This window comes from Luteimonas sp. A478, assembly GCF_054052025.1.
Map to the genome: position 1 here is coordinate 235,930 of NZ_JBSVRF010000004.1, position 23,539 is coordinate 259,468.

The following is a 23,539-nucleotide window of genomic DNA, read 5'->3' on the forward strand; positions in this document are numbered from 1 at the left end:
AACGGCTACGCGATGGATGATCAGGTGGGGAGGGGGACGCAATGAGTAACGGGAACTGGGAGCCATTCTGGCTCGGGTCGCCCGCGCGGCCGCTGTACGCCGCCCTGCACCCGGTGCCGGGCGTGCCGCCGGTGGGCGTGGTGCTGGTGCCTCCGTTGCTGGACGAGCAGCCGCGCAGCCGCCGTTTCATTACCGAAGTGGCCAGTGAGCTGGCGGAGTTGGGTCTACCTTCGCTGCGCTTTGACTTCCTTGGCACCGGGGACTCCTGCGGCCGCGGTGATGAAGTGGATTTCCAGTCCATGCGCTGCGACCTGGACCTGGCCACTGCCGCACTGCGCGCGCGGACCGGCGCGCGACGGGTGGTGCTGGTGGCCTGGAGTGGGGCGGCGCTGGTTGTGCACAACTGGCTGGCACGGGGCGGGGCAGCAGACCTTGTCGTCCTCTGGGATGCGCTACCCGATGGCGCCCGCTGGCTGAAACGATTGGTGCAGGCCGACGCTGAGACAAGGGCGACCCAGCCGCCTCCGCGCCCGGGCGTATCCCGCCCGGGCGACGCCCCCGACGGTCAGCTGATGGGTTTCATGGTTTCGCCACGCCTGCGCCATGACCTGGCGCGGGCGCGGCTGGATGCGGGCTTGCCGGTGGACCGCTCCCGGATGTGGGCGGTGGCGCGCGAGGAAGATCTGCCGTCACCGGTGCAGGTCGAGCGGGTCGTGCCCCTGCCAGCATCGGCGCCGAGGTTGGAGGGTGGGCCGTCGATGGCCGGCACGCTGTTCATGACGCCGCCGATGCGTGAGCTGGTGCGCGGGCTGGGTTCAGCGATATGCGCGACGCCATGGATATGAACGTGGCGTATTGCAGCGAGCGGCCCGCAACCGGGACGGCGTCGAACGTGCTTGTGCAGTTCGGCCCGGACGACCGGTTGACGGGGGTGCTGGCAGGTGCGCATGGAAGCGGGCCCACGCTGCTCCTGCCCAGCGCAGGACTGCAACCACGCGCCGGCCCCTTCCGTTTGCACGTGGAGCTGGCCGAGCGGCTGGCCGCCAGCGGCATCCGCAGCTTCCGCTACGACATTCCGGGCGTGGGAGAAGCGCCACGGCTGGCCGGATGCGACGCCGTGGGAGCTACGCGTGCCGCCATGGATGCGCTGGAATCGCGCCATGGGTGCCGCACTTTCGCGGTGGGCGGGGTCTGCAGCGCCGCGGATACAGGCTGGGAGGTGGCAAGCCTGGATTCGCGGGTATCGGCGCTGCTGCTGCTCGATGGCATCTGCTTTGCCGGGCCGTGGTACGCGTGGGCGCGAATGATCGGGTTGCTGCGGCGCCTGCCAGCCGAGTGGCCTTCGTTCGCACGGAAGCTGCAGTCACGCATGCGGGGCGGTGCCGGCCTGGACTCCGGGGATTTCCGGACCTGGCCGGACCGCGCGCGGGCGCGGCGCGAGTTCGAGCAGCTGTTGCAGCGGGATGCCCGACTGCTTTTCATCTTCAGCGGAGGCTACGAGGACCGTTTCCTGCATCCGCGCCAGTTCGCCTGGACGTTCGGTCCGCTGGCCAGTGGCCCGCGCGTGGTGATGCATTACTGGCCGGAAAGCGATCACACCTACTTCGGAAGGATCCAGCGTGACCGGCTGATCGCGACGATCGATCAATGGATGGTCGGGTTGGCGGCAGGAGTGGAGCCGTGAATCGCGAAGCCGTGGCGGTCACCCCGCTGTATTCGGCGTCCAGGGATCCGGGCAGGCCGTTGCGGGTGGTGCTGGTGGCGCCGACGAGCGTCCCCGGCTGGCTGCGCGCGTTCCGTGACCTGGCGGTGCGCACCGGTTGGGTGGACCTTGTCGTGGTGTCCGGCTTCGACGTGCCGTTGCCCGCGTTTGGAGACGTCGGCCTCGACATGCGCCTGTTCCTGGCCGTGGAGCGCACCCTGCATCGGAATGCCAACGCAAGCCTCGATCCGGAAGTGATTTCCCGCGAGCAGCCCAAACACCGCGGCGAAGGCGCGCTGGAGCGTCAGCTGGAGCAGGTGGAAACACTGTCTCCCGATGTGGTGCTCCTGGCCGGACCGCAGGCATGGGCATCCAGCCTTGCTCCAATGGCTCGCCTTGGCTGCTGGCATCTGGACGCCAGCCTCACCGATCCCCGTTACGCGGGTCTGAGCCTGGTCGGATCGGTGCTGCGGGGTGACGCGGCGACGCGGGTTGAGCTGGTGCTGCAGGGCGCAGCCGGGACGGACGCCGTCCTGGCGGGGAGTTCGGGCAGGACCCGGGTGCCTTCGTTCCTGATGACCCGCGACGATGCATTTGCAAAGCTGCCCCAGCTCCTGCTGCGCGGGCTCCTGCGGGCTGCCTCCGCCTCTGGCACCAGCACCAGCTCCTCGAACATGGAGGGTTGGCCGGAGCGCCAGCCGGCGACGTTGAAGCTGTCGTCGCGCGTGGCGACCCGGCCAGGCGAAGGGCTGCGCCTGCTCCTGTCGACGTCCCTGGCCAAGGTCCGTTCGCTGGCAAGGCGTTTCAACTACCAGGGCTGGGCACTGGTCGTTCGCACCAACCAGGACCCGCTCGATCCCGACGCCCCGGTGATCGGTACGCACGCCATCCTGGAGGCATCGGAGGGCTGGTGGGCCGACCCCTGCGTAGTGACCGACGGGTCGCGGACGATCGTATTCGTCGAAGAGATGGACCTGGTAACCAACAAGGCCTTCATTGCGTGTGTGGAGCTGGTCGACGGGGGTGCCCGCCGGCTCGGAACGGCGCTCAGGGAGCCGGGCCACCTGTCGTTTCCGCAGGTATTCGCTTGGCAGGGACAGTGGTACATGACCGTGGAGTCCGGCTACGCCAGGAGGGCGAGCCTTTACCGGGCCGTGGAGTTCCCCCTGCAGTGGGTCCGAATACGCGATCTGGTGACAGGCTGGTCCTGCGTGGATCCGGTGCTGCACCATCACGATGGCCACTGGTACCTGTTCCTCAACGTGGCCGAGAGCGGTGACGGCACCAGCGACGACCTGTTCCTGTTCGTAGCTGCAAGCCTGGAGGGGCCGTTCAGGCCACATCCCGCGAGTCCGCTTGTGTGCGATGTGAGGCGGGCCAGGATGGCGGGCCGCCTGTTCCACCACCAGGGTCGTCTGATCAGGCCGTCCCAGGACTGCGGGCCGAACTACGGCAGTGCCGTGGTGTTCAATGAAGTGCTTGAGCTCGGGCCACAGGTGTATCGCGAGCGCGAGCTGTCGCGGCTGACTCCTGATTGGGGGCCGGCGCTGCATGGCTGTCATACCTACAGCGCCGGTGGGGACTGCGAAGTGCTGGATGTCGCCGGCCGCCCGCCGGCCGGCTCCGCCCGGCTTCGCCTGTTCGATGGTGATTTGGCGGGATGCAGCTGAGCGCCATGGGCAGCCCCCCGGACAAGGCCACCGCAGCGATCACGCAGCCAGCCGGCTTGCTGCGGAAACCGCCGGGGCTGGGCACCCATTACCTGCGCTACTCGGTGTCCAACGCGCTGGTGCTGCTGGCGGGGTTCATTTCCTTTCCGATCCTCACCCGGATGCTCGACAACACCGAGTTCGGGATCCTGCGGTACTACGAAACCTTCATGCTGGTCGGGGTCGCACTTGCGAAGCTGGGTTCGCAACACGCGATCGTGCGCCTGTACCCCTACGGCGATCCCGGGCGCATGCGGACATTCGGCACCAATGTCGTCCTGTTGCCGCTGGTGATGTCGGCGACGCTGTGCGCGGTGGCTATCGTGGGGATGTTGCTGTGGAGCGGCTGGAGCGGCAGAAGCTTCAGTCCCGTGCTGTGGTGCGTGGTGGCAATTACGCCGATGCTGGCGGCGAGCGCCATCGTGCAATCGGTGATGCGGGCGGGCGAGCGCTCGGACGTCGTCATGGTCACGCGCATCATCGGCCGCATGCTGGAGCTGGTGCTGGTACTGGGCGCTGTCATCCTGGTGCAGCAGAGCGCTCTGGCGGTGTACGGCGGCAAGCTTGTTGCGACGGTCCTGCTGCTGGCGTGGCTGATGCACTGGCTGCGCCGCAATGTCCGGTTCGCGCGCGAGGCGATCGACACCGAGGCCTTCCGCGGTGCGCTGGTCTACGGCCTGCCGCTGATGGGGCACGAGCTTGCCTACGCCATTTTCAGCAACGTCGATCGCGTGATGCTCAGGGCGATCACCGATGACTTCGCCGTCGTGGGTATCTACACCATTGGAATGGCGTTGGCTCTGCAGGTGAACCTGTTCATCGATACGACGCTGTCGGAGGCGTTTGTCCCGGTGGCCAACAGGGCCTATGAGACTGGCGGCAACAAAGCCGTTCGCGCGCTGAAAAAGCAGGTCCTGGTGCCCATGACCTACGCCGTGGTGGCCATCATCGCGATGGTGCTGGTGACGGGAGAGGACCTGATCGTGGCGCTGAGCGGGCCGTCCAAAGCCGCGTCCGGTGAGGTGTTCGTGGTGCTCGGGATCGCGGTGGCGGCGCATTCCCTACTCTGCATTTCCAACTTCGGCATGCTGCTCAAGCGCCGCACGATGCCGGTGTTGATGATCACCGTCGGTACCGCGGCCGTCAGCGTGGTGATGAACTTCATCCTGATCCCACGCATGGGATACATGGGCGCCGCGTGGTCTGTCGCGATCAGTTACGCGGCCATGAGCACGGCGCGATTCATCTGGTGTCCAAAGGGGTTGGTGCAACTGCCCGCCGCCCGCACGCTGGCGGTGGCGATAGCCCTTGGGACGTTGCTGGTGTCCGTTGCCCAGGGTGCCGACCTGTTTGGAGTGCAGGGGGCGTGGGCACGCCTGGCGGTAGCAGGGGCACTGTTCGTGCCCCTGTATGCCTTGCCTGTGCTGGTCCTGGATCCGGACCTGCGGCAGGCCGCGCTCGCGCTCCTGGCGCGGGCCACGGCACGCCGCAGGACGCAATTACCGGATGGTGTAGGTGACTGAAGCGTTGCTGTTGTGGACATCGCCCGCGCCGCTCTTCACGTTCGCGGAGATGCCATAGCGTCCGGATCGGGCGTTGGAGGGCGAAGCTACTTCCAGCCTGGTGCGATACGTCCTGCCGGGGGCAATGCGTGCGCTGTTTGCGTTCAGTGAGCCACTCCAGCCGGACGGAACGGATTGCCCGATCTGGAACGTCTGCGCAGTATTGCAGCGGTCGTCGTTGTTGCGGATCGACACCGTGTACCTGACCGTGCGGCCGGCCCGGCCGGAGGACAAGCCGCTCAGCGTCACGGTCGGCTCGCGGCGCGCGCAGCTCGTGGCCGTGTCGGCGATCCGGTAGGTAGCCGAGCCATTGGCGGAGTGGATGGCACCGATGGTGCTGCTCACGCCCGCACCGACTCCGTAGGTGCCGGCCTCGGCGCTGGAAGGCGAGGTCACGCGCAGCGTCGTGCTGTAGGTGTCGCCAGCGTTGATGTAGGCGCTGCTGGCACCGAGTGAGCCGTTCCAGCCGCTGGGCAGGGTATCGGCAAGGAAGAAGGTCTTGCCGTTGAAGCAGGAGGCGGGATCATTGTTACGCGCGGTTACGGTGTAGGTGACCGTGCTGCCCGCCGCCGTCGCCGTCGAAGGTCCGGCAACGCTGACAGTCGGAGCCTTGCGCTCGCAGGTCGGGGCCGCATCGATGACCGTGTAGGTCGCGGAACCATTGCCCGCATGTGCTGCGATGGTGGTGCTCGCACCGATGGCGATCCCGTAGTTGCCGGCCTTGGCGCTGGAAGGCGAGGTCACGCCCAGCGTCGTGGTGAAGGTTTCGCCGGTGTTGATGTAGGCACTGCTGGCACCGAGTGCGGCGCTCCAGCCGCTGGGCACGGTATCGGCCAGGAAAAAGGTCTTGCCGTTGAAGCAGTCGGCGGGGTCATTGTTACGGACGGATACGGTGTAGTTGATCTTGCTGCCTGCTGCCGCCCCGCTCGAGGGTCCCGCGATGCTGACGGTAGCCGCCTGGCGGGTGCAGCTCGGGGCCGGATCAGGCGTCGGAGTCGGAGTCGGAGTCGGGGTCGGGGTCGCTGAGTCCGCCGCGGCACCGTACTCATAGGCGCCGATGTCGTTGGCGGAGCCAACCGGACGCTTGCCGCCCAGGAAGTCGGTGGTGACGGCACTGATCATCGGTGCCTTGTCGATCACCGGGCTGCCGGAGCGCGGCTCGGCGTCGAAGTTCGCCAGGGTCATGTTGGTGAGCTTGGGGTCCGCACAGCTGACACCGCTCGGGCACGAGGACAGGTTCCAGCCGATGTTGCCGGAAATGTTCAGCGTGCCGGGGGCCTTGCCTGCGTTGAATGCACGCTTGCCGCCGTTGACGAAGTACGGGAAGCCGACCACGACGTTGTTGCGGATGTCGATCCGGTCGGAGGAGTTGCCGCTGTTGTAGGTGATGTTGCCATCGCCTTCGCCGGCCAGGGTGTTGTGGCGCAGGGTGGCGGTGTGGCCGCCGTTGAGCACCAGCAGCACGGTGGCGCCGTAGGCGCGGCAGATATCACCGTCGGCCATGTTGAACTTGCCCTTGAAGTAGGTGCAGTGACCGACCAGGACCGAGTTTTCAACCGTTGAATTGCCGGTGATCTTGACCTGGTTGCCGGCGTTGCCAGCCGCGTACACCCGACGCAGGGTCACGCTGGTGCCCGGGGCGCCATCCATGTGGTAGAAGTCCAGGCCGTCGGAGGTGTTGTAGAGGACGAAGGCGTCCTCGATCAGCCATTTTCCGCCGGAGGCAGGCAGGCCCAGGCCATCGCCGTAGCCGCCGCTCTGCTGGGCCCAGCAGGCCCAGGGCTCACCGGTGGAGACGCGCTCGCCGCAGCCGTTCCAGCTGATCTCGATGTCGCGCAGGATCATGTTGCCGGCGTTGGAGCTGTTGCTGCCGACGTTGCCGTCCCAGCCGGCGGTGCCGTTGCGGTTGAGCTTGACCCGTTCAATGGTCCAGTCGGTGAGGCCGCCGGCCTGCATGCCGCGGGCGCCCATGCCGTGGATGTTGACGTCATGCATCCACACGTTGCGCGAACCGCTGGCGTACAGGCCCACGCGGGCCCACCGGTCACCGGAGCCGCAGCTGGCACTGGAGCTGGAGTGGCCGAAGACGCAGTCGCTGCCGTCGGTGACCTCCAGGTGGCCGAGTTCGACGTGGGAGCTGCCTTCCAGGTTGAGCACCCGGTGGATGCCGTTGCTGCCGGCCAGCTTGGGGGTGGTGCCGGACTTGCCCAGGATGCGGGTGCGGGCGGAGCTGGTGCCGCTGGGCACGGGCCGCATCTGGCTGCCGATGGTGTAAGTGCCGGCGCCGATCATCAGGGTGTCACCACCGGAGATGCGGGCCGAGCCGGAGGCGGGCAGGGCAACCAGGGGGCTGTTCCAGGCGCAGTTCTGTGCGCTGCCGCTGCCCGGATAGGGCGCGTCGGCGCGGCCGGTGCACTGGCTGGCGGTGCCGCCGTCGGTACGGACGTGGTAGGTCGCTGCCTGGGCCGAACCGATCGCGCTCAGGACGAGGAGGGAAGTGAAGAGGAAAGAAGCAGGCGAAAGAGAAATGCTTCTCAAAGTACGAAAATTATTCAATATACGAATCACTACAGGGACTCTCCGAAGGGCTTGGGGGAATTGGGCCCTCCGTGGTCCGGCCTGCATCTTATGTGCAGCGCAACATCCAGCCTTGCGACGCAGTTCACGGTTCAGTCGGATATTCGACCAACGTCGCAGGTTGCTGATGTAACGGTTAAGCCGTCAGTTTGATTTGTATGCGCCATCGGCCGGAAAGATGGCCGTCCAGCCCCGGATTCCACGTTCATTCAGGTGCAACGGCGCGGAACGGCTGTTTACAGGGAGGCGGCACATGCTCGAGATCGTGATGTGGGGCGCAATCGGGATGCTGGTTTATATCTATCTGGGTTATCCAGCCCTGACGTTGATTCTTGCTCGCCTGTTCCAGCGCCCGGTGGCGCGCGCAGAGTTCGAGCCGCCTGTCACATTTATTATTTCCGCGTATAACGAAGAAAAACATATAGGCGCGAAAATCAGCAATACGCTGGCCCTCGATTATCCTGCGGATAAACTCGAGGTTATTGTGGTATCAGACGCATCCACGGATGCCACCGACGGGATCGTGCAGGCCTGGTCTGCGGCTGGGGTACGGCTGTTGCGGATCGAGGGGCGGCTGGGCAAGACCGCATGCCAGAACGCGGCCGCTGCCGCCGCGTCCGGCGAGGTGCTGGTCTTCGCTGATGCCACCACGGTGGTGGACGGCGGCGCGTTGCGTGCAATCACCAGGAACTTCAACGACCCTGAAGTGGGGTGCGTTGCGGCCCGCCTGGTGTACACGGCGCGCTCGACCGATTCCACCGGGCATGGCGGCTCGTCATACTGGAAATACGAGAGCCTCTTGCGGAGTGCGGAAAGCTCCCTGGGGTCCCTCATCGGCGTCAGCGGTGCGCTGTCCGCCGTGCGCGCGAGCGCCTATCGTCCCATCCCCACGGAGTTGATCAGCGACTTCATGATCGCCCTGGATGTGCGCGACCAGGGACTGCGCACCGTGCTCGAGCCGGAGGCGATCTGCTTCGAGGAGACCCTGGACCGGCCCCGCCAGGAGCTGTCAATGCGCAACCGGGTGACCCTGCGGAGCCTGCTGGTGCTTGCCAGGAACCGACACTTGCTGAATCCGTTCCGCTACGGCGTTTTTGCGTGGCAGCTGGTGTCACACAAACTGTTGAGATACCTCTCGCCGGTCTTCTGGGCGGTGGCGCTGGGCGCGAACCTCGCCTTGGCCATGCAGGACCGGTACGTGTGGCTGCTGGGGCTCCAGGTCGCGGGCATCCTGGTGGGATCGCTGGGCTTCCTGCCGCTGCCCCGCCTGGGGGCATTCAAGCTGTTGGCGCAGCCGTATTATTTCCTGCTGACCAACCTGTCTTCCGCGATCAGTCTCGTGCGCTTCATCAGGGGCCGGAAAGTCGTGGTCTGGACACCGCTGCGATGAGCATGCAGTCAGCGGCCGCCAGGCAGGGTCAGCCGCGTGCACGGCGCGATGGTGCCGATGTCGATTCCGCCGCTCTCCGCCCGGCAGGTGGCACCGTCGGGGCATGAGCCCACGTTCCAGGCGAGGTTTCCAGAAATGTTCAGCGTGCCGGGGGCCCGGCCGGCGTTGAACGCACGCTTGCCGCCATTGACGAAGTACGGGAAGCCGACCACGACGTTGTTGCGGATGTCGATCCGGTCGGAGGAGTTGCCGCTGTTGTAGGTGATGTTGCCATCGCCTTCGCCGGCCAGGGTGTTGTGGCGCAGGGTGGCGGTGTGGCCGCCGTTGAGCACCAGCAGCACGGTGGCGCCGTAGGCGCGGCAGATATCACCGTCGGCCATGTTGAACTTGCCCTTGAAGTAGGTGCAGTGACCGACCAGGACCGAGTTTTCAACCGTTGAATTGCCGGTGATCTTGACCTGGTTGCCGGCGTTGCCAGCCGCGTACACCCGACGCAGGGTCACGCTGGTGCCCGGGGCGCCATCCATGTGGTAGAAGTCCAGGCCGTCGGAGGTGTTGTAGAGGACGAAGGCGTCCTCGATCAGCCATTTTCCACCGGAGGCAGGCAGGCCCAGGCCATCGCCGTAGCCGCCGCTCTGCTGGGCCCAGCAGGCCCAGGGCTCACCGGTGGAGACGCGCTCGCCGCAGCCGTTCCAGCTGATCTCGATGTCGCGCAGGATCATGTTGCCGGCGTTGGAGCTGTTGCTGCCGACGTTGCCGTCCCAGCCGGCGGTGCCGTTGCGGTTGAGCTTGACCCGTTCAATGGTCCAGTCGGTGAGGCCGCCGGCCTGCATGCCGCGGGCGCCCATGCCGTGGATGTTGACGTCATGCATCCACACGTTGCGCGAACCGCTGGCGTACAGGCCCACGCGGGCCCACCGGTCACCGGAGCCGCAGCTGGCACTGGAGCTGGAGTGACCGAAGACGCAGTCGCTGCCGTCGGTGACCTCCAGGTGGCCGAGTTCGACGTGGGAGCTGCCTTCCAGGTTGAGCACCCGGTGGATGCCGTTGCTGCCGGCCAGCTTGGGGGTGGTGCCGGACTTGCCCAGGATGCGGGTGCGGGCGGAGCTGGTGCCGCTGGGCACGGGCCGCATCTGGCTGCCGATGGTGTAAGTGCCGGCGCCGATCATCAGGGTGTCACCACCGGAGATGCGGGCCGAGCCGGAGGCGGGCAGGGCGACCAGGGGGCTGTTCCAGGCGCAGTTCTGTGCGCTGCCGCTGCCCGGATAGGGCGCGTCGGCGCGGCCGGTGCACTGGCTGGCGGTGCCGCCGTCGGTACGGACGTGGTAGGTGGCTCCTCCGCGGTCGCGATTGGCTGCTGCCTCCGTGGGCGCCGGCAACGGTGGCTGCACCTGGAAACACGTGACGGTATCGGGTGTGTCCACTGCGTGACATGCCGCCATGCACGCCGTCCCGGCCACTACCAGCGCGGACCTGGCCATCAACGAGGACCATAGGCGCCGCAGCCGGATCACTCACCCGGCCCCGGGTCCGGCCTGCGCACCAGGCCCGGAAATATCCGGGCCGCGGCGGGAAAACGACTTGCCGCGACCGCGGCCTGCGCGGAGCGGCCGGCGTCGGCACGGGTACCCGGAGCGTGGGCCTGGATGACCGCGTAGCGTTCCATCAGCCCGCACAGGATCCAGAAGCTGTGCATCACCAGGCCGTCGAAATATGGGCTGCCGAACAGATTGCCGAGCACCATCGCGATCACCGCCACTGCAAGGCCAACGCCCAAAGCGCGCGAAGCCGGGTTGCTGTCGCGGGTGGCACTCCGTGCCCTGCGGGCGAGCTGCCACAGCCGCCAGACCAGCCACAGCATCATCGCCAGGGCCAACGGGCCGCATTCGGCCAGCGCGCGCACAAATCCGTTGTGTGCATCCATGCCCGGATACACGGTGTAGTCACCGATGTGCTCGCGAAAACGTCCCAGGCCCACGCCAGCCGGGTGGTCGGCCAGCATTGCAAGCGCTCCTTTCCAGATCTCCAGCCGGCTCGCCGTGCTGCCGTCGAATGACGCCACGCCGCCGGCGTTCATCTGTCGCGTTTCATCGATCCGCTGGATCACGCTGTCCGGCAACACGCTGGCACCAATGATCGCTATCACCAGCATGGCCAGCGCCGCCGCCGTAAAGCTGCGATGAAACAGAAGCAGCGTGATCCCGAGTGCGGCGATCACGTAGGACTGGCGGGAAAACGTGAACAGAATCGCTGCCACGAGCACCGCGCCGGCAGCCACGGCCATCAGCCGCAGCGGCTTTTGGCAGTCGGGCTGCAGTGCCAGTGCAACGAACATGGGCAGGAACATGGCGAAGTACACGCCGGCGCGGTTCGCGGCGCTGATTGCACCGAACGGGCCGGTTGCCCGCTGTCCGTCCGCGAACTGCGCGGGGTCGAACTGGAGCCCCTGCGATACCGCCTGGAGCCCTGCGACCGCAGCGACAACCAGCGTGAGCATGATCAGCTGGCGGGTGCCATTGGCATCCAGGCCGCAATGGCGGTAGGCAAGGTAGAGCAACGGGTAGGTCAACGCGTACTTCGCCTGCAGCACGATTGCGCCGGGGCTCGAGGGATCGCGGCTGATTGCAATGAACCAGCCCAGCAGGAAGGCGAGGAACAGGCCCACCAGTGGCGGCAGCAGGAGGCTGGTGCGGGGCAGCCCGTGCGGATCGCGCCGGCCGAACATGCTTGCCCACAGCAGCAGCAGCACGGACGCGCCCACGCCCACGTCCGGCGGCAGGAACAGCGAATACGGCAGCAGGATGATCGGCAGGGCGTAGAGCAGGTTCATCGGTTGTTCCTACTCACGCTGGCGCGGCGAAGGAATGAGCCCGCCGGCCGCCCGGCCTGGTCTCCTGCCGCCCGCGGCCAGGCAGCGCTCGTAAACGGCCGACGTGGCGGCGGCGAGGGCGGCTGCGCTGTGATGCCGGGCCACGAACTCCCGGGCCGCATCCGCAAGCTGCTTGCGCAGGTCCGGCTCTGACGCCAGGCTGGCCATTGCGGCCGCGAGGGCGCGCGCGTCTCCCGGGGGAAACAGCACGCCCGTGCGGCCGTCTTCGACGAGTTCCGGGGTGCCGCCGACCCGGGAGGCGATGACCGGGCAGCCTGCAGCCATCGCTTCCAGCAGCGCATTGGACTGGCCTTCGAAGTGGGACGGCAGCACCAGGAAGTCGGCGGCCTGCATGAGCTGCACCGCGTTTTCCACTTCCCCGAGCAGGCACACGCTGTCGGATATGCCAGCCGCTGCGACCTGGGCCTGGATCAAAGCGCGCATTGGTCCTTCGCCGGCCAGTGCGATCCATGGCCGATGTCCGGGCGGCAGCGATGCCACGGCCTCCATCAGGCAGGACAGGTTCTTCGCATGCACCAGCCGCCCCACGAACAGCCCGACTGCGCGCCCTGCCGGTGCGCCGAGCGTGCGCCGCAGGGCGGCGCGCTCCGCCGCGGACATCGCCGGCGGCAGCGCCACTCCGTTGCCGATGACTGCGAACTTCGCCTCGGGCATGCGCGTATGGCGTGCGGTCGAGCGTGCCCCGGCGCGGGAGTTGGCGATGACCGCCGCGCTGCGCGCAACCACGACGCGCTTGAGCAGCCAATGCCTGGCGCGCTTGTCGGGTGCGAAGCTGCGTTCGGAAGCGATCAGCACCGGGGTGCGCCTGGAGAGGCCGCTGGCCAGTACCGACCAGATTTCCGCGGTCTGCGAGAACGCGTGGATCAGGGCGTAGTTGCGCCGCCGCAGCAGCCGGGTGAACGCGAGCAGGAAGCGGACATCGATCCGCCCGCGCTTGGGCAGGTAGTGCACCGGCACGCCGCTGCGCTGGATGGCGCCGAGCAGGAACGAATCACTGCGGAAATACGCCAGCTCCGGCGCCCAGCGTTCGCGGTCCAGGCCGGCCAGCAGGTGCTGGATCTGGCGCTGGCTGCCACCCACCTCCATTTCGTCGACCACCAGCAGCAGGCGCTCAGGTCGCATTGCACAGTGCCTCCGCCATCAGCCGGTGCAGCTTCAGGGCCTCTTTGCGCGCGTCGAACTCCAGCTCGATGCGCTGGCGGGCGGCAAGCGAGAGCCGCATTCGAAGTCCGGGGTCGTGGAGCAGCCGCTCCAGCGCCCGGGCCAGCGCGGCCGGGTCGTACTCGGCTGCAAGCAGCCCGTGGACCTCGTCGGTAATGAGTTCGGGCACGCCGGAGACCGCGCAGCTGACCACCGGGCAGCCGGCGGCCATGGCTTCCATCAGCGCGACCGGGATTCCGTCGCGGTTGCCGTCGGGGGCGACCTCGCAGGGCAGGGCGAAGATCGTGGCTTTCTGCAACTTGGCGCGGATCGCCTGCTGCGAAAGCGCGCCGGCCATCTCGACCCTGTCCCCGAGACCGAGCCGGTCAATCCGTGCCTGCAGGTCTTTTCGCAGCGGTCCATCCCCGACCACCGTGCAGCGGAAGCCGGTTCCATTGGCATGCATCAGCGCGAGCGCGTCGATCAGCGTTCCAAACCCTTTCTGCGCAACCAGCCGGCCGATGGCGAGGATGTGGGCCCCGTCCCTGCCGTTGCCCGACCATGGAAGCTGCGCCAGGTCCACGCCGCAGTGCACGACCTTCAGCTTGTGCCGCGTCAGCGGCGAAACGTTCCGGTCGATCCAGTCGACGTTGTGCCGGGAGATGGTGACCGCCAGGGCGGAGTCCGCGATCTTGCGGGCCAGGATGTGCCGATCGACGAAGATGTCGTGGGCGTGGCAGGTGAAGCCGAACGGGCGCCCCGCGGCCCGTGACAGGACCCAGGCGGCGGTTGAAGGGTAGGTCGACCAATGGGCGTGGATGAATTCCGGGTCGAAGTCGCGCATCCACGACAGGTGTTCCAGCCCCCGGGCCATCGCTACCAGCGACTTGATCATGGCCACCGGCGTGCGCCAGGTCCCGGCAGCGATGATGGCCGCATCGCGGCTCACCATGACCGGATGGGAGAGCGCGGCGCGCAGGGTGTTCCAGAATGCGACGGCCGGGGTTTGCGGCTGGCGGACGCGGTCCAGCAGGGCGGACGCCTCGGGATGCACGATGGTCTGGCCGCGCGGGGTCTTGAGCGAAAGAATGCGTACGTCGACGCCGCTGTCGATCAGCGCCTGGATCTCACGGACGATGAAGGTTTCCGCCAGGATCGGAAAAAGCGAAACCACGTACAGCACGCGCCGCGGCGCGGGCGCACCGGCCCGTTCACCGTCCACTGGAGCGGACCCAGAGGAGGGTGATGGTGGCCACGTTCTCCCCATAGCTGAAACCGGACGTGGTCGAGTCGCGGGTGTTGCGGTGGAACCCGACCTGGGTGGTCAGGTGACGGGTCCAGCGGTGTTCGGCCCTGATCCCGTAGATGCGGTCCCGGTCCTTGCGCTGGGTAGTCATGAACTCGCGGTTGAGCGCCGTGGCATAGATGGCCAGCGTGGTGCGCGGACGGATGCGATAGGCGAGCTCCGTGTATCCACTGACATCTTCCCGATCGCTGAGCGTGCTTTGCAGATAGCGGTAGCTGCGGTAGCGGGGCCGCAGCCTCAGCTCCAAGCGATCGCCGCGGAACCTGTAATCGAGCTGCAGCCTTCTCTGGCGATGTACATCCGCGTTGACCTCCAGGGTGGAAGCGAACAGTTCCTGGATCATAGGCTCGGCCAGGTCTATCTGGCGGATGATCAGTTCCTGGGCGCTGTCAGCAAGCTGGTACCGGGCCTGCAGGTCGAATCGGCTGCGGCCGGTGGGCGCCCAAACGAACCCCGCGCGGGCCAGGGTCGCGGACACAGTGCTTCCCCCCCGATCCGGATCCACCCAGGAGCGTCCCAGGTCCAGCTCGAAGCTGCCGTGTGCCAGCTCGCGGCGGTAGCTTGCATAGGCGTCCGTGCGTGAATAATCGGAGTCCTGCCCGGGGTCATCGAACTCGACCTCGGACGCCACCAGGTTCAGCGCGACGTGGCCGAGGGAGCCCGTTTCCCGCTGCAACCGCGCGGCGGCGCTGAGCCGGTCGCCGTTGAACTCCTCGGTCACCTCGGCATAGCTTTTCGCGGCGCGCACGTCGAGCTGGGCGCGGGTGGTTCCGTTGAAGCGGGTCTGGAACGTGGGGCCGGCGATGAACACGTTGACCCGCTGCAGGTTGCCGGGTGACAGGCCGGCGCCGATATCGACGGGCTGGTGGCTCAGGTAGTCCTCGAGCACCAGGCTGAAGCGGTCCGGGGCGATCGTCCATTCGGCCTGGCCGGCGAGTTCGCCGCGCCATTCGCGCGGGAATGTGTCGTCAAGGTAGTCACGGTGCTCGACCAGGCCACGGGCCTGCAGGGCGAACGCCGAGCCCCGCTGAGCCACTGCAAAACGCAGCCTCGGTGCGAGGATGGTGTCACTGGTTTCGGCGTCCTCGCTGAGCGCGATGTTGCTGCTGTGTGCGCCGGACAAGCCGAGCTCATAGTCGATCTCGGCCGCGGCACAGGTGCCGGATATGGCGAGCATGAGCGCCAGCCCCGGGAGGGTCCCGGCGCGGGCGCGCGCGCGCAGTCGATAAGCGGATCCCCGTCCCTTGCTCATGGTTGCTCCTCATGGTCCTTCGTTGAAGACCACGCCGGCGAACTTGCCGGGATTGAACTCGGCGGCAGCGCGGGAAATCTGTTCCGGGCTGTCGCGGCCGTAGCCTGCGACCAGCACCACCAGGTCTGCGTAGTCGGCGAGGATGCGGGCATCCGGGCTGTCCTTCACGGCCGGACTGTCCAGGATCACGTGGCGCGGGGGAGTGCGGCTGCGCAGAACATCGATGAGCAGCCGCATGCGGAAGGACGACAGGTACTCGGCGCTGGCCCCGGTCGCCGTGCCGGCCGGCAGCAGGTGCAGCCGCGGAACGCCGGTTTCATACAGCATGCTGCCTACCAGCACCGCCGGATCCTCGAGGTAGTTCACCAGGCCGCCATTGACGGGGTCCAGCCGCAGGGTGTCGTGCTGTGTTCCGTGGAACAGGTCGCAGTCGATCAGCACGGCGTTGATGGTCTCGTCGAACGCGAATGCAGCCGCGAGGTTGCGTGCCACGTAGCTGCCGCCGCTGCCACGACTGACCGGGGCGACCACTATCGTGGCGCTGGGAGCACCGTTGGTGGCGGCCAGCAGGCGTGTGCGCAGGGTCCTGAACGCATCTACGTGAGGCTGGCCGATGCCGGCGCGCGAGATCGTCGCCCGCTCGTCCATTTGCGCGCGGCCAAACGCCGGGGACGGGACGAGCCGTGTTTCCGTCAGGTGCGGGAGCGGATGCTGATCCGCGACCGGCTGGAGGTTTTCAAATGCAGGCGTGTTGGCGGTCATCTGGGTCCTACCTCGGCATCAGTGCAACGGCGGCGGCAATGGGTAGGGCCAGCAGGACTGCGCTGGTCAAAGCCAGCGCCTTTTGACCGGGTGCACGGCGACGGGGCCGCGAATAGCCGCCCGGCGGTATCGTCCCGAGCACCGGCAGCCCGATGGTTTCGATCTGGGAGGCGATGCGGACCCGTGGGTCGAACCGCAGCCAGGCCAGCAGCAGCAGCAGGGGAGCGATGATGGCCAGGGCCAGCACGCCCAGCGCGACATGGGTCCGGCTGATGCTGCTGGCCATCAGCGGCAGCGCCGCGGGCTCCTGCACGCGGAAGTTGAGGCCACCACGCTGGATGTCCAGGTTCATCGACAGCCGGGCGTTCTCGCGCCGCTCGAGCAGATCCTGGTACAGATCGAGATTGACCTGGACGTCGCGGGTCAGGTTCGCCAGGTCGCTTCCCAGTGCCGCCACGCGGCTGAGGCGTTGCAGTTCCCCCTGCAGCAGCTGGTTGCCGGTAGCGATGCGCGAGGCCGTACCGACGCTGCGGCTGCGCGCCTCGGTCAGCCTGCCGCGATCAAGGTTTCCGCTGGCGGCAACGGGCATCGCCGCGGCCGTGACGGGTATCCCGCCGCGCTGCAGCTGCGCCTGCAGGTCGTTGATCTGGGCCTGCAACCGGACCATGTCGGGATGCTGATCGGTATAGGTGCCGGCCAGCGTCATCCGCTCGGCCTGAAGCTCGGCGATGCGCTGCTGCAGCGGGCCGGTGCGCGTCTGCACCGCGCTGATCGACTGCTCGCGCGCCACGTGGGTTGCCCAGCTTCCAGCCTGGGAGCTCTGCTCCGCCTGGTCCATCAAAGACCTGTCGATCTGCAACTGCAGTTCACTGATCCGCCGGGCGACGTTTTCCTCGTCGCCGAGCAGGACTTCAGGATGGGCCTCGCGGTATTCCGCCAGCCTGTCCTCGGCGTCATTCAGCCTGGTCCTGTAGTCATCCACCTGGGAGTCGATGAATTCGAAGGCGGCCCGGCTCTCCCGGGAACGGGTGCTCAGGCTCTCCTGGATGATCAGTTCGCCGAAGCGGGATGTGACCGCCTGCGCCCGCCGCGGGTCGGAGTCGGAGTAGCTGATCCTGATCAGGTTGGGATTTTCACGCGGGTTGGTGATCTCGGCCCGGCCCATGATCTGGCTGGCCAGCTGGGCGCGCTGCAGCGGATCGGGATCGGTTGCCAGCCAGCCGCCGGTCTCCAGGACCTGCTCCATGGACTGGCCGCTGAACGCCACCTCGCGTGCGATCGCGGCCCGGTCGACCACGCTGGTCGGCACCGTCCGGCCTTCCAGCAGCGGCTGGATGACGTCTGTTTCCTCGACCAGAAGCGTGGTCGAGGCGGTGTACTCCTTGGGCATGGCCAGGACCAGGACCAACCCGGCGATCACGATCGCCCCGAACAGGCCCACGAGCGTCCAGCGTCGCCGCCGGGCCTCCTTCGTGGCGGCCGGCAACAGTTGGACAATGGTCGGTCGGCTCCCGGGAGCGGGAGCCCTCCATTCGGCAAGACTGGTCATCTATCCCCCTTACAGCATGCGTTCTGGCACGGTGAGCACGTCGCCCGGCGCCACGGTGTAGTTGGTCGTCAGGTCGCCGGTCGTGAGCACGTTGTCCAGCATGACCGCGTAGCTTCCGGTGCCGCTTCCGCTCCTGCGGTGCAGGCGGGTACGGTTGGCGGCCGCGAATTCGGTCACCCCTCCGGCGGCCAGCACCGCGTCCAGCACCGTCATGCCGGGCCGGTATGGAATCGAAACCGGCTGCCGGACTGCTCCGGTGACGCGTATCCGGGACAGGTATTCGTGGCTGTTGAGTTCGGTCAGGATCACCGAGACCCTGGCGTCCTTGATGTACTCCTGCAGGCGTCCCTCGATGTCCTGGGCGACCTCGGGCGGGGTACGGCCCCCGGCGGCCACGTCCCCCAGCAGCGGGACGGAGATCATCCCGTCGGGGCGGACCGGCGCGGTGACGCCCGCGTCCGGATTGCCCCACACCGACACCTGGACCATGTCGTCCACGCCGATGAGGTAGGCCTCGGCGGACTGGTCTAGTGCAGGTGGCGGGCCGGAGCCGTCGCCGCTGGTGGTGGCGCAGGCAGCCATCAGGATCGACAGCGAGACTCCAAGCAGTGCGGAACACAAGCTGTTCATAGGTCCGTTCTCCAGTTTCCCTACGATGTAACGCGACATGGGCGACGGTCCGGCCATTGTTCCGGCGGGTGTCCCCTTGGCATTCGCGACCGGTGAAGTGGTGTGTCTGTTCCAACGCGAAAACCGTGCATTGCCGGCAAAGTCCGCTTTCCGCGTTATCCCGGGCAAGACGTACGGGAGGGGGCTGATGCTTATTCTGGTTTTCGGCGGTGCCGGCTATATCGGCAGCCATGCCTGCGTGGAGCTGGCCGGGCGCGGCCATCAGGTGGTGATTGCCGACAATTTCGTAAACAGCTCGCCGCGGGTGCTGCAACGCCTGCAACAGATCATCGGCATGCCGGTGGCCTGCCACCGCGTGGACCTGGGGAACGGGGAGGCGCTGGCGCGACTCTTCGACGGCCATCGCTTCGACGCGGTGATGCACTTCGCGGCACTGAAGGCGGTCGGCGAGTCCTGCGCCAGGCCCCTCGACTATTTCGACAACAACATCGGCGGCACGATCCAGCTGCTCAAGGCGATGCGCACGCATGGAGTGGATCGACTGGTATTCAGCTCTTCGGCCACGGTCTACGGCGATCCCGACGTGGTCCCGGTGGGCGAGGACGCGCCGCTTCGGGTCACCAATCCCTACGGACGTTCAAAGCTCGTGATGGAACAGCTGATCGCCGACCTGTGCGCGAGCGATCCGGCTTTCCATGCGGTCAGCCTGCGCTACTTCAATCCGGTTGGAGCACATCATTCCTGCCTGATAGGCGAGGCGCCCGGCGGGGTTCCCGACAACCTGATGCCGTATGTCTGCCAGGTCGCCGTGGGCCAGCGGGAGCGGCTGGCGGTGTTCGGCGGCGACTGGCCCACGGTGGACGGCACCGGGGTGCGCGACTACCTCCATGTGATGGACCTGGCGCACGCGCACGCCGACGCGCTCGACTTCCTCGTGCGGGAGAAGCGCAGTGCGGCCATCAACCTCGGCACGGGGCGCGGGACCAGCGTCCTGGAGCTGGTGAGTGCATTCGAGCGAGCAAGCGGGCGGACGATTCCTTACGACATTGTTCCCCGCAGGCCCGGAGATGTGGCCGAGGTGTACGCCGACCCTTCGCTGGCGCGGGAACTGCTGGGTTGGCGCGCCAGGCTTGATGTCCATGCAATGTGCCGCGACGCCTGGCGCTGGCAGGCGCACAACCCCCAAGGCTATGACAGTGATCCGGAAACGGGCCTGCTCGAGGCCGATGGAGCTTTGGCCACGGCCGCGGCCAGCATTGCGATCAGCGGCTGAGCCAGTCCGCCACCGGACCGGGCGCCCGCATCCACTGGAAGTGATCCGCGCGCACGCCCAGGGAGCCGTCGTCGAAGGACATCACCTGCGTGTCCACCTGCGGCAGCCTGGACAGCAGGTGCTGGAGCGAAGAAGGCGGGGCGAGCCAGTCGCGCTCGAACACTACGGCGCTCACCTGCGCCTGGACCCTGGCCATCCCGGCCTCCAGGTCGGTATCCAGGCCGTCGGCAGCGTACGTGCCCGTCAGCGCGGTACGCGACCAGTCGCGCATCACCCCGCGCGCCTCGCGACCGCCGAAGCGCAGCCTGCGGCCAGGCAGCGCCCCGTTGCGGTCGGCGAGCCAGGGCAGGAAGCGGTAGGCCAGCGGCAACCACGGTCGGTGGGGGAGCGGAAACGCGCGCCAATACGGCGCGCCGCTGCCCACCAGCCAGAGCTGCTGGGCGGTGTCGGGCGCGAGTGCCAACCGGCAGGATGCGAGCTGTCCCCCAAGGCTGTGGCCGCCGATGATGGAAGGAAGACCCGGATGGGTCCGATCGACCGCGTCGGCGCTGGCGGCGATGTCCAGCTCCAGCAGCTCCCGGTAGCCCCAGTTGCAATCGTGCCCCGCGCGCAGGCTGCTGCTGCCGGCGCCGCGCCACTCATGCAGGAACGTGGCCATGCCACGTTTGGCCAGGGCCTGGGCGAACGGCAGGTAGTGGCGCGCGCCGACGCCCAGCGCTGGCAGCCACAGCACGGTGGCGACGGGCTCCGCCGGGGAGCAGGCGTAAAGCTGCCAGCGGTGGCCGTCCGCTGCTTCCAGTGCCAGGCTGTCGTGCGCGGGCGTCACGCCGGTTCGGCGGCGCCGAAGTGGTCGAGCACCAGTACGTCGCCGCGGCCAGGACGGTAGCCGCCGCGCAGGGCGCGGTGGACGTAGCCGGTGGCGGCTTCGCAGGCATCGGCCGGGGAGAGGCCGCGGCACAGATTGGCGGCGATCGCAGCCGCCAGGGTGCAGCCGGTGCCGTGGGCATCCTGCGGCAGGCGCGGATGCGTGAACTCACGGACCAGACCCTCGGAATCGGCGAACAGGTCCATGACGTCGTCGGCGCCGTCTTCCAGGTGGCCGCCCTTGAGCAGCACCGCGCGGGCGCCGGCTTGTAACAGCTCGGTGGCAGCGTCGCGCATGGCTTGGCGGTCGTTGATGGGGTGGCCGAGCAGGAGCTCTGCTTCGGGCAGGTTGGGGGTCAGGATCGCGGCGCCGTTGAGCAGCCGTGCGCGCAGCGCGTCGAGGGCTTCGGATTCAAGCAGCCGGGCGCCGGAGGTGGCGATCATCACCGGGTCGAGCACCAGCGGCGGGTTGCCGTGTGCCTGCAGCGCATCGGCCACCGCATTGATCACCCCGGCGTTGGCCAGCATGCCGATCTTGACCGCCCCGATGCGGAAATCGTCGAAGCAGGCGTCGATCTGCGCACGCAGGAATTCCAATGGCGGAACGTGCACGGCAGTGACGCCGCGGGTGTGCTGGGCGGTGAGTGCGGCGATCGCCGACAGGCCGTGCACGCGGTGGGCAGCGAAGGTCTTGAGGTCGGCCTGGATGCCGGCACCGCCGCCGGAATCGGAGCCCGCGATGGTGAGGGCGGAAGGAAGTTCATTCATCCATCCATTGTGCCCCGTAGGAGCGCGCCATGCGCGCGAAGCCGCGGGCAATTGGAGCGGCGGAAAGGCGTCGGCCAGCAACGTGGCTGGCCGAAGGACCGTCGCATCGACGGACGTCACGCGGCTTCGCGCGCATGGCGCGTTCCTACACGATTGAGCGGGCGATCCTGAGGGCGGCGTGGAAGTTGTTGGCGTAGTACAGCTCGCCCGGCCGTTCGTGCAGCTGCATGCTGGCCAGGATCCGGTTGGGCTGGTCCTGCAGGCCGGAGATGATCAGCACGATGCCCTTGCGCCGGCAGCGCTCGGCCAGCGCCTTGATCGCATGTACGCCGCTGGAGTCGATCATCGGCACCAGTCGCATGCGCACGATGAACACCTTGGGCGGCTTGAAGAACTGGTCGAGCAGGTTGTCCAGGCGATTGGCGGCGCCGAAGAACAGCGGGCCGGTGATCTGGTAGGCCTCCACCCCCTTGGGCAGCAGGCGGCGCTGCTCCCCTTCGGCCAGCTGCGGCCCCCCGTCCTTGTAGAGATCGTCATCGAAGGTGCGGATACCGGAGCTGATCTCCACCGACTCCGACATGCGGTACATGAACACCAGCGCGGCCACCACGATGCCAGCCTGGATCGCCACGGTGAGGTCGAAGAGCACCGTCAGGCCGAAGGTCAGCAGCAGCACCACGCGGTCGCCGATGGGCGCCGACATGGTGGCGCGGAAGTTCTCGTGCTCGCTCATGTTCCAGGCCACGATCAGCAGTACCGCCGCCAGCGCGGCCAGCGGCACATAGCCCATCAGCGGCGACAGTAGCAGCATGAACGCCAGCAGGAACCCGGCGTGCAGGATGCCCGCCATCGGCGAGCGCGCGCCGGCGCGGATGTTGGTGGCGGTGCGGGCGATCGCACCGGTGGCGGGCAGGCCGCCGAACAGCGCCGAGCCCACGTTGGCCACGCCCTGGGCCACCAGCTCGCCGTTGGAGCGGTGGCGTCCGCCGGTCATGCCGTCGGCGACCACCGCCGACAGCAGCGATTCCACCGCGGCCAGGAAGGCGATGGTGAAAGCGCTCGGCAGCATTTCGAAGGTGCGCTCGAACGGGATCGTCGGGAAGCTGAAGTCCGGCAGGGTGTTGGGCAGGGCGCCGAAGCGGCTGCCGATGGTCTCGGCCGGCAGCCCGAACACCAGCACCACGCCGGTACAGGCCAGCAGCGCGACCAGGAACCCGGGCCAGTTCGGGCGCCAGCGCCGCAGGGCGACGATCACTGCCAGCCCGAGCACCGTCAGCGCGACCGCCACCGGCTGGGTGCTGGCGATGTGCTGGGCGTAGGCCGTCCAGCGGCCGATGAAGTCGCCCGGCACCTCGGCGATCTGCAGCCCCAATGCGTCGATGATCTGGCTGGAGAAGATGGTCACGGCGATGCCGGCGGTAAAGCCGGTGATCACCGGCTGCGGCATGTAGCGCATCAGCGTGCCCAGCCGCAGCAGGCCGGCGGCGATCAGCATCAGGCCGGCCATCAGCGTGCACAGGATCAGCCCGCCGTAGCCGAAGCGCTCGATCACCACGAATACCACCGGAATGAAGGCCGCAGTGGGTCCGCCGATCTGCACCCGCGAGCCGCCAAAGGCGGAGATCAGGAAGCCGGCGATGATGGCGGTGGAAATGCCCTTGTCCGGCGTGGTGCCGCTGGCGATCGCCAGCGCCATCGCCAGCGGCAGGGCAACGATCGCCACGGTCAGGCCGGCGACGATATCGGCGCGCAGATCGCCCCAGCCATAGCCCTCACGGAAAGCCGTGACGAGCTTGGGCTCGAACATCTTCAGGTAGCTGCGGTCGATCTTCACTGCGCCGGGCCCTTCAGCCGCACGCCGCGGCCGCGGCCCTGGCTGGGCTGGTCATTGGCGATCATCTCGACCCCCGCCGCGTCCAGTGCCTCGACCACCTTGGTCAGGGTGCTGATGGCGCCGCGCACGTCGCCGCTGCTGGCCTCCATGCGCTGGATGGTGGGCAACGAGACGCCTGCCATGGCGGCAAGCGAGCGTTGGTCTATACCGAGGAGGGCGCGCGCGGCGCGTAGTTGTCCGGGAGAGATCATGCTGGGGGCGAAGATGGGTACACCCCCTATTCTTGGCGATCAGGCCCGCTTAATCAAGTTAAAAGAGTCTTTAATGATGT

19 protein-coding genes are annotated in these 23,539 nt (G+C 67.5%); 6 read left to right on the plus strand and 13 right to left on the minus strand.

Features of this window, described 5'->3' with window-relative positions; translation table 11 throughout:
* The first annotated feature begins 41 nt into the window (after positions 1–41).
* From ACW7G3_RS10110 to ACW7G3_RS10125, 4 genes are read left to right on the plus strand one after another with little or no spacing between them, the layout of a single operon-like run.
* The gene (locus ACW7G3_RS10110; RefSeq protein ID WP_456982639.1) at positions 42–845 is read left to right on the plus strand and encodes a hypothetical protein; all 804 of its coding nucleotides are present in this window, start codon (positions 42–44) and stop codon (positions 843–845) included.
* Complete coding sequence (locus ACW7G3_RS10115; RefSeq protein WP_456982641.1) at positions 824–1,684, plus strand: hypothetical protein; 861 nt, start codon at positions 824–826, stop codon at positions 1,682–1,684. The genes ACW7G3_RS10110 and ACW7G3_RS10115 overlap by 22 nt, the downstream gene beginning before the upstream one ends.
* A complete protein-coding gene (locus ACW7G3_RS10120) occupies positions 1,681–3,372 on the plus strand; it encodes a glucosamine inositolphosphorylceramide transferase family protein (protein WP_456982643.1) in 1,692 nt (563 codons plus the stop codon). Before ACW7G3_RS10115 ends, ACW7G3_RS10120 begins: the two co-directional genes overlap by 4 nt.
* Positions 3,363–4,934, plus strand: coding sequence for an oligosaccharide flippase family protein (locus ACW7G3_RS10125; RefSeq protein WP_456974881.1), 1,572 nt, complete (start codon positions 3,363–3,365; stop codon positions 4,932–4,934). Before ACW7G3_RS10120 ends, ACW7G3_RS10125 begins: the two co-directional genes overlap by 10 nt.
* Here the strand turns inward: ACW7G3_RS10125 and ACW7G3_RS10130 are convergent.
* Complete coding sequence (locus tag ACW7G3_RS10130) at positions 4,911–7,529, minus strand: NEW3 domain-containing protein (protein ID WP_456982645.1); 2,619 nt, start codon at positions 7,527–7,529, stop codon at positions 4,911–4,913. The two genes, ACW7G3_RS10125 and ACW7G3_RS10130, sit on opposite strands and share 24 nt — an antisense overlap.
* A gap of 274 nt (positions 7,530–7,803) precedes the next feature.
* Between ACW7G3_RS10130 and ACW7G3_RS10135 the strand changes: the two genes are divergently transcribed.
* Positions 7,804–8,940, plus strand: a complete 1,137-nt coding sequence (locus ACW7G3_RS10135; RefSeq protein ID WP_456982646.1) for a glycosyltransferase family 2 protein — start codon at positions 7,804–7,806, stop codon at positions 8,938–8,940.
* 8 nt (positions 8,941–8,948) lie between these two features.
* Here ACW7G3_RS10135 and ACW7G3_RS10140 read toward each other — a convergent pair whose 3' ends face one another.
* The 8 genes from ACW7G3_RS10140 to ACW7G3_RS10175 form a co-directional block, all read right to left on the minus strand.
* The gene (locus ACW7G3_RS10140; protein ID WP_456982647.1) at positions 8,949–10,364 is read right to left on the minus strand and encodes a hypothetical protein; all 1,416 of its coding nucleotides are present in this window, start codon (positions 10,362–10,364) and stop codon (positions 8,949–8,951) included.
* Between the two features lie 86 nt (positions 10,365–10,450).
* Entirely contained in the window at positions 10,451–11,770 is a 1,320-nt protein-coding gene (locus ACW7G3_RS10145) for an O-antigen ligase family protein (RefSeq protein WP_456972812.1), read from the minus strand.
* 9 nt (positions 11,771–11,779) lie between these two features.
* The gene (locus tag ACW7G3_RS10150) at positions 11,780–12,952 is read right to left on the minus strand and encodes a glycosyltransferase (protein WP_456982648.1); all 1,173 of its coding nucleotides are present in this window, start codon (positions 12,950–12,952) and stop codon (positions 11,780–11,782) included.
* Positions 12,942–14,192: a glycosyltransferase family 4 protein gene (locus ACW7G3_RS10155; protein WP_456982649.1), complete on the minus strand. Its 1,251-nt coding sequence runs from the start codon at positions 14,190–14,192 to the stop codon at positions 12,942–12,944. The genes ACW7G3_RS10150 and ACW7G3_RS10155 overlap by 11 nt, the downstream gene beginning before the upstream one ends.
* On the minus strand, positions 14,182–15,528 hold the full coding sequence (locus ACW7G3_RS10160) for a hypothetical protein (protein WP_456982650.1): 1,347 nt from the start codon (positions 15,526–15,528) through the stop codon (positions 14,182–14,184). Before ACW7G3_RS10160 ends, ACW7G3_RS10155 begins: the two co-directional genes overlap by 11 nt.
* Positions 15,529–15,537: 9 nt before the next feature.
* Positions 15,538–16,176: a polysaccharide biosynthesis protein gene (locus tag ACW7G3_RS10165; protein ID WP_456982651.1), complete on the minus strand. Its 639-nt coding sequence runs from the start codon at positions 16,174–16,176 to the stop codon at positions 15,538–15,540.
* 121 nt (positions 16,177–16,297) lie between these two features.
* A complete protein-coding gene (locus ACW7G3_RS10170; protein WP_456982652.1) occupies positions 16,298–17,839 on the minus strand; it encodes an XrtA system polysaccharide chain length determinant in 1,542 nt (513 codons plus the stop codon).
* Between the two features lie 9 nt (positions 17,840–17,848).
* Positions 17,849–18,469 carry an XrtA/PEP-CTERM system exopolysaccharide export protein gene (locus ACW7G3_RS10175; protein ID WP_456982653.1) on the minus strand — a complete coding sequence of 207 codons (621 nt, stop codon included), beginning with the start codon at positions 18,467–18,469 and terminating at the stop codon, positions 17,849–17,851.
* Positions 18,470–18,656: 187 nt separating this feature from the next.
* Between ACW7G3_RS10175 and galE the strand changes: the two genes are divergently transcribed.
* Positions 18,657–19,742 (plus strand): UDP-glucose 4-epimerase GalE, encoded by a 1,086-nt coding sequence (galE, locus tag ACW7G3_RS10180; RefSeq protein WP_456982654.1) that lies wholly within the window; start codon positions 18,657–18,659, stop codon positions 19,740–19,742.
* Here the strand turns inward: galE and ACW7G3_RS10185 are convergent.
* From ACW7G3_RS10185 to ACW7G3_RS10200, 4 genes are all read right to left on the minus strand, one after another.
* Positions 19,732–20,568, minus strand: coding sequence for an alpha/beta hydrolase family protein (locus tag ACW7G3_RS10185; RefSeq protein WP_456982655.1), 837 nt, complete (start codon positions 20,566–20,568; stop codon positions 19,732–19,734). The two genes, galE and ACW7G3_RS10185, sit on opposite strands and share 11 nt — an antisense overlap.
* Positions 20,565–21,374, minus strand: a complete 810-nt coding sequence (gene thiD / locus ACW7G3_RS10190; protein WP_456982656.1) for a bifunctional hydroxymethylpyrimidine kinase/phosphomethylpyrimidine kinase — start codon at positions 21,372–21,374, stop codon at positions 20,565–20,567. The genes ACW7G3_RS10185 and thiD overlap by 4 nt, the downstream gene beginning before the upstream one ends.
* Positions 21,375–21,519: 145 nt before the next feature.
* Positions 21,520–23,208: a SulP family inorganic anion transporter gene (locus ACW7G3_RS10195; protein ID WP_456982657.1), complete on the minus strand. Its 1,689-nt coding sequence runs from the start codon at positions 23,206–23,208 to the stop codon at positions 21,520–21,522.
* Complete coding sequence (locus ACW7G3_RS10200) at positions 23,205–23,459, minus strand: helix-turn-helix domain-containing protein (RefSeq protein ID WP_456972790.1); 255 nt, start codon at positions 23,457–23,459, stop codon at positions 23,205–23,207. Before ACW7G3_RS10200 ends, ACW7G3_RS10195 begins: the two co-directional genes overlap by 4 nt.
* Positions 23,460–23,539 lie beyond the last annotated feature (80 nt).

Excerpts from the sequence above, each read along its gene's own strand:
- ACW7G3_RS10200 (WP_456972790.1), bottom strand. The coding sequence starts at position 23,459 with ATGATCTCTCCCGGACAACTACGCGCCGCGCGCGCCCTCCTCGGTATA.
- ACW7G3_RS10145 (WP_456972812.1), bottom strand. The coding sequence starts at position 11,770 with ATGAACCTGCTCTACGCCCTGCCGATCATCCTGCTGCCGTATTCGCTG.
- ACW7G3_RS10150 (WP_456982648.1), bottom strand. The coding sequence starts at position 12,952 with ATGCGACCTGAGCGCCTGCTGCTGGTGGTCGACGAAATGGAGGTGGGT.
- ACW7G3_RS10110 (WP_456982639.1), top strand. The coding sequence starts at position 42 with ATGAGTAACGGGAACTGGGAGCCATTCTGGCTCGGGTCGCCCGCGCGG.
- galE (WP_456982654.1), top strand. The coding sequence starts at position 18,657 with ATGCTTATTCTGGTTTTCGGCGGTGCCGGCTATATCGGCAGCCATGCC.
- ACW7G3_RS10175 (WP_456982653.1), bottom strand. The coding sequence starts at position 18,469 with ATGAACAGCTTGTGTTCCGCACTGCTTGGAGTCTCGCTGTCGATCCTG.
- thiD (WP_456982656.1), bottom strand. The coding sequence starts at position 21,374 with ATGAATGAACTTCCTTCCGCCCTCACCATCGCGGGCTCCGATTCCGGC.
- ACW7G3_RS10115 (WP_456982641.1), top strand. The coding sequence starts at position 824 with ATGCGCGACGCCATGGATATGAACGTGGCGTATTGCAGCGAGCGGCCC.
- ACW7G3_RS10165 (WP_456982651.1), bottom strand. The coding sequence starts at position 16,176 with ATGGACGAGCGGGCGACGATCTCGCGCGCCGGCATCGGCCAGCCTCAC.
- ACW7G3_RS10135 (WP_456982646.1), top strand. The coding sequence starts at position 7,804 with ATGCTCGAGATCGTGATGTGGGGCGCAATCGGGATGCTGGTTTATATC.
- ACW7G3_RS10170 (WP_456982652.1), bottom strand. The coding sequence starts at position 17,839 with ATGACCAGTCTTGCCGAATGGAGGGCTCCCGCTCCCGGGAGCCGACCG.
- ACW7G3_RS10125 (WP_456974881.1), top strand. The coding sequence starts at position 3,363 with ATGCAGCTGAGCGCCATGGGCAGCCCCCCGGACAAGGCCACCGCAGCG.
- ACW7G3_RS10160 (WP_456982650.1), bottom strand. The coding sequence starts at position 15,528 with ATGAGCAAGGGACGGGGATCCGCTTATCGACTGCGCGCGCGCGCCCGC.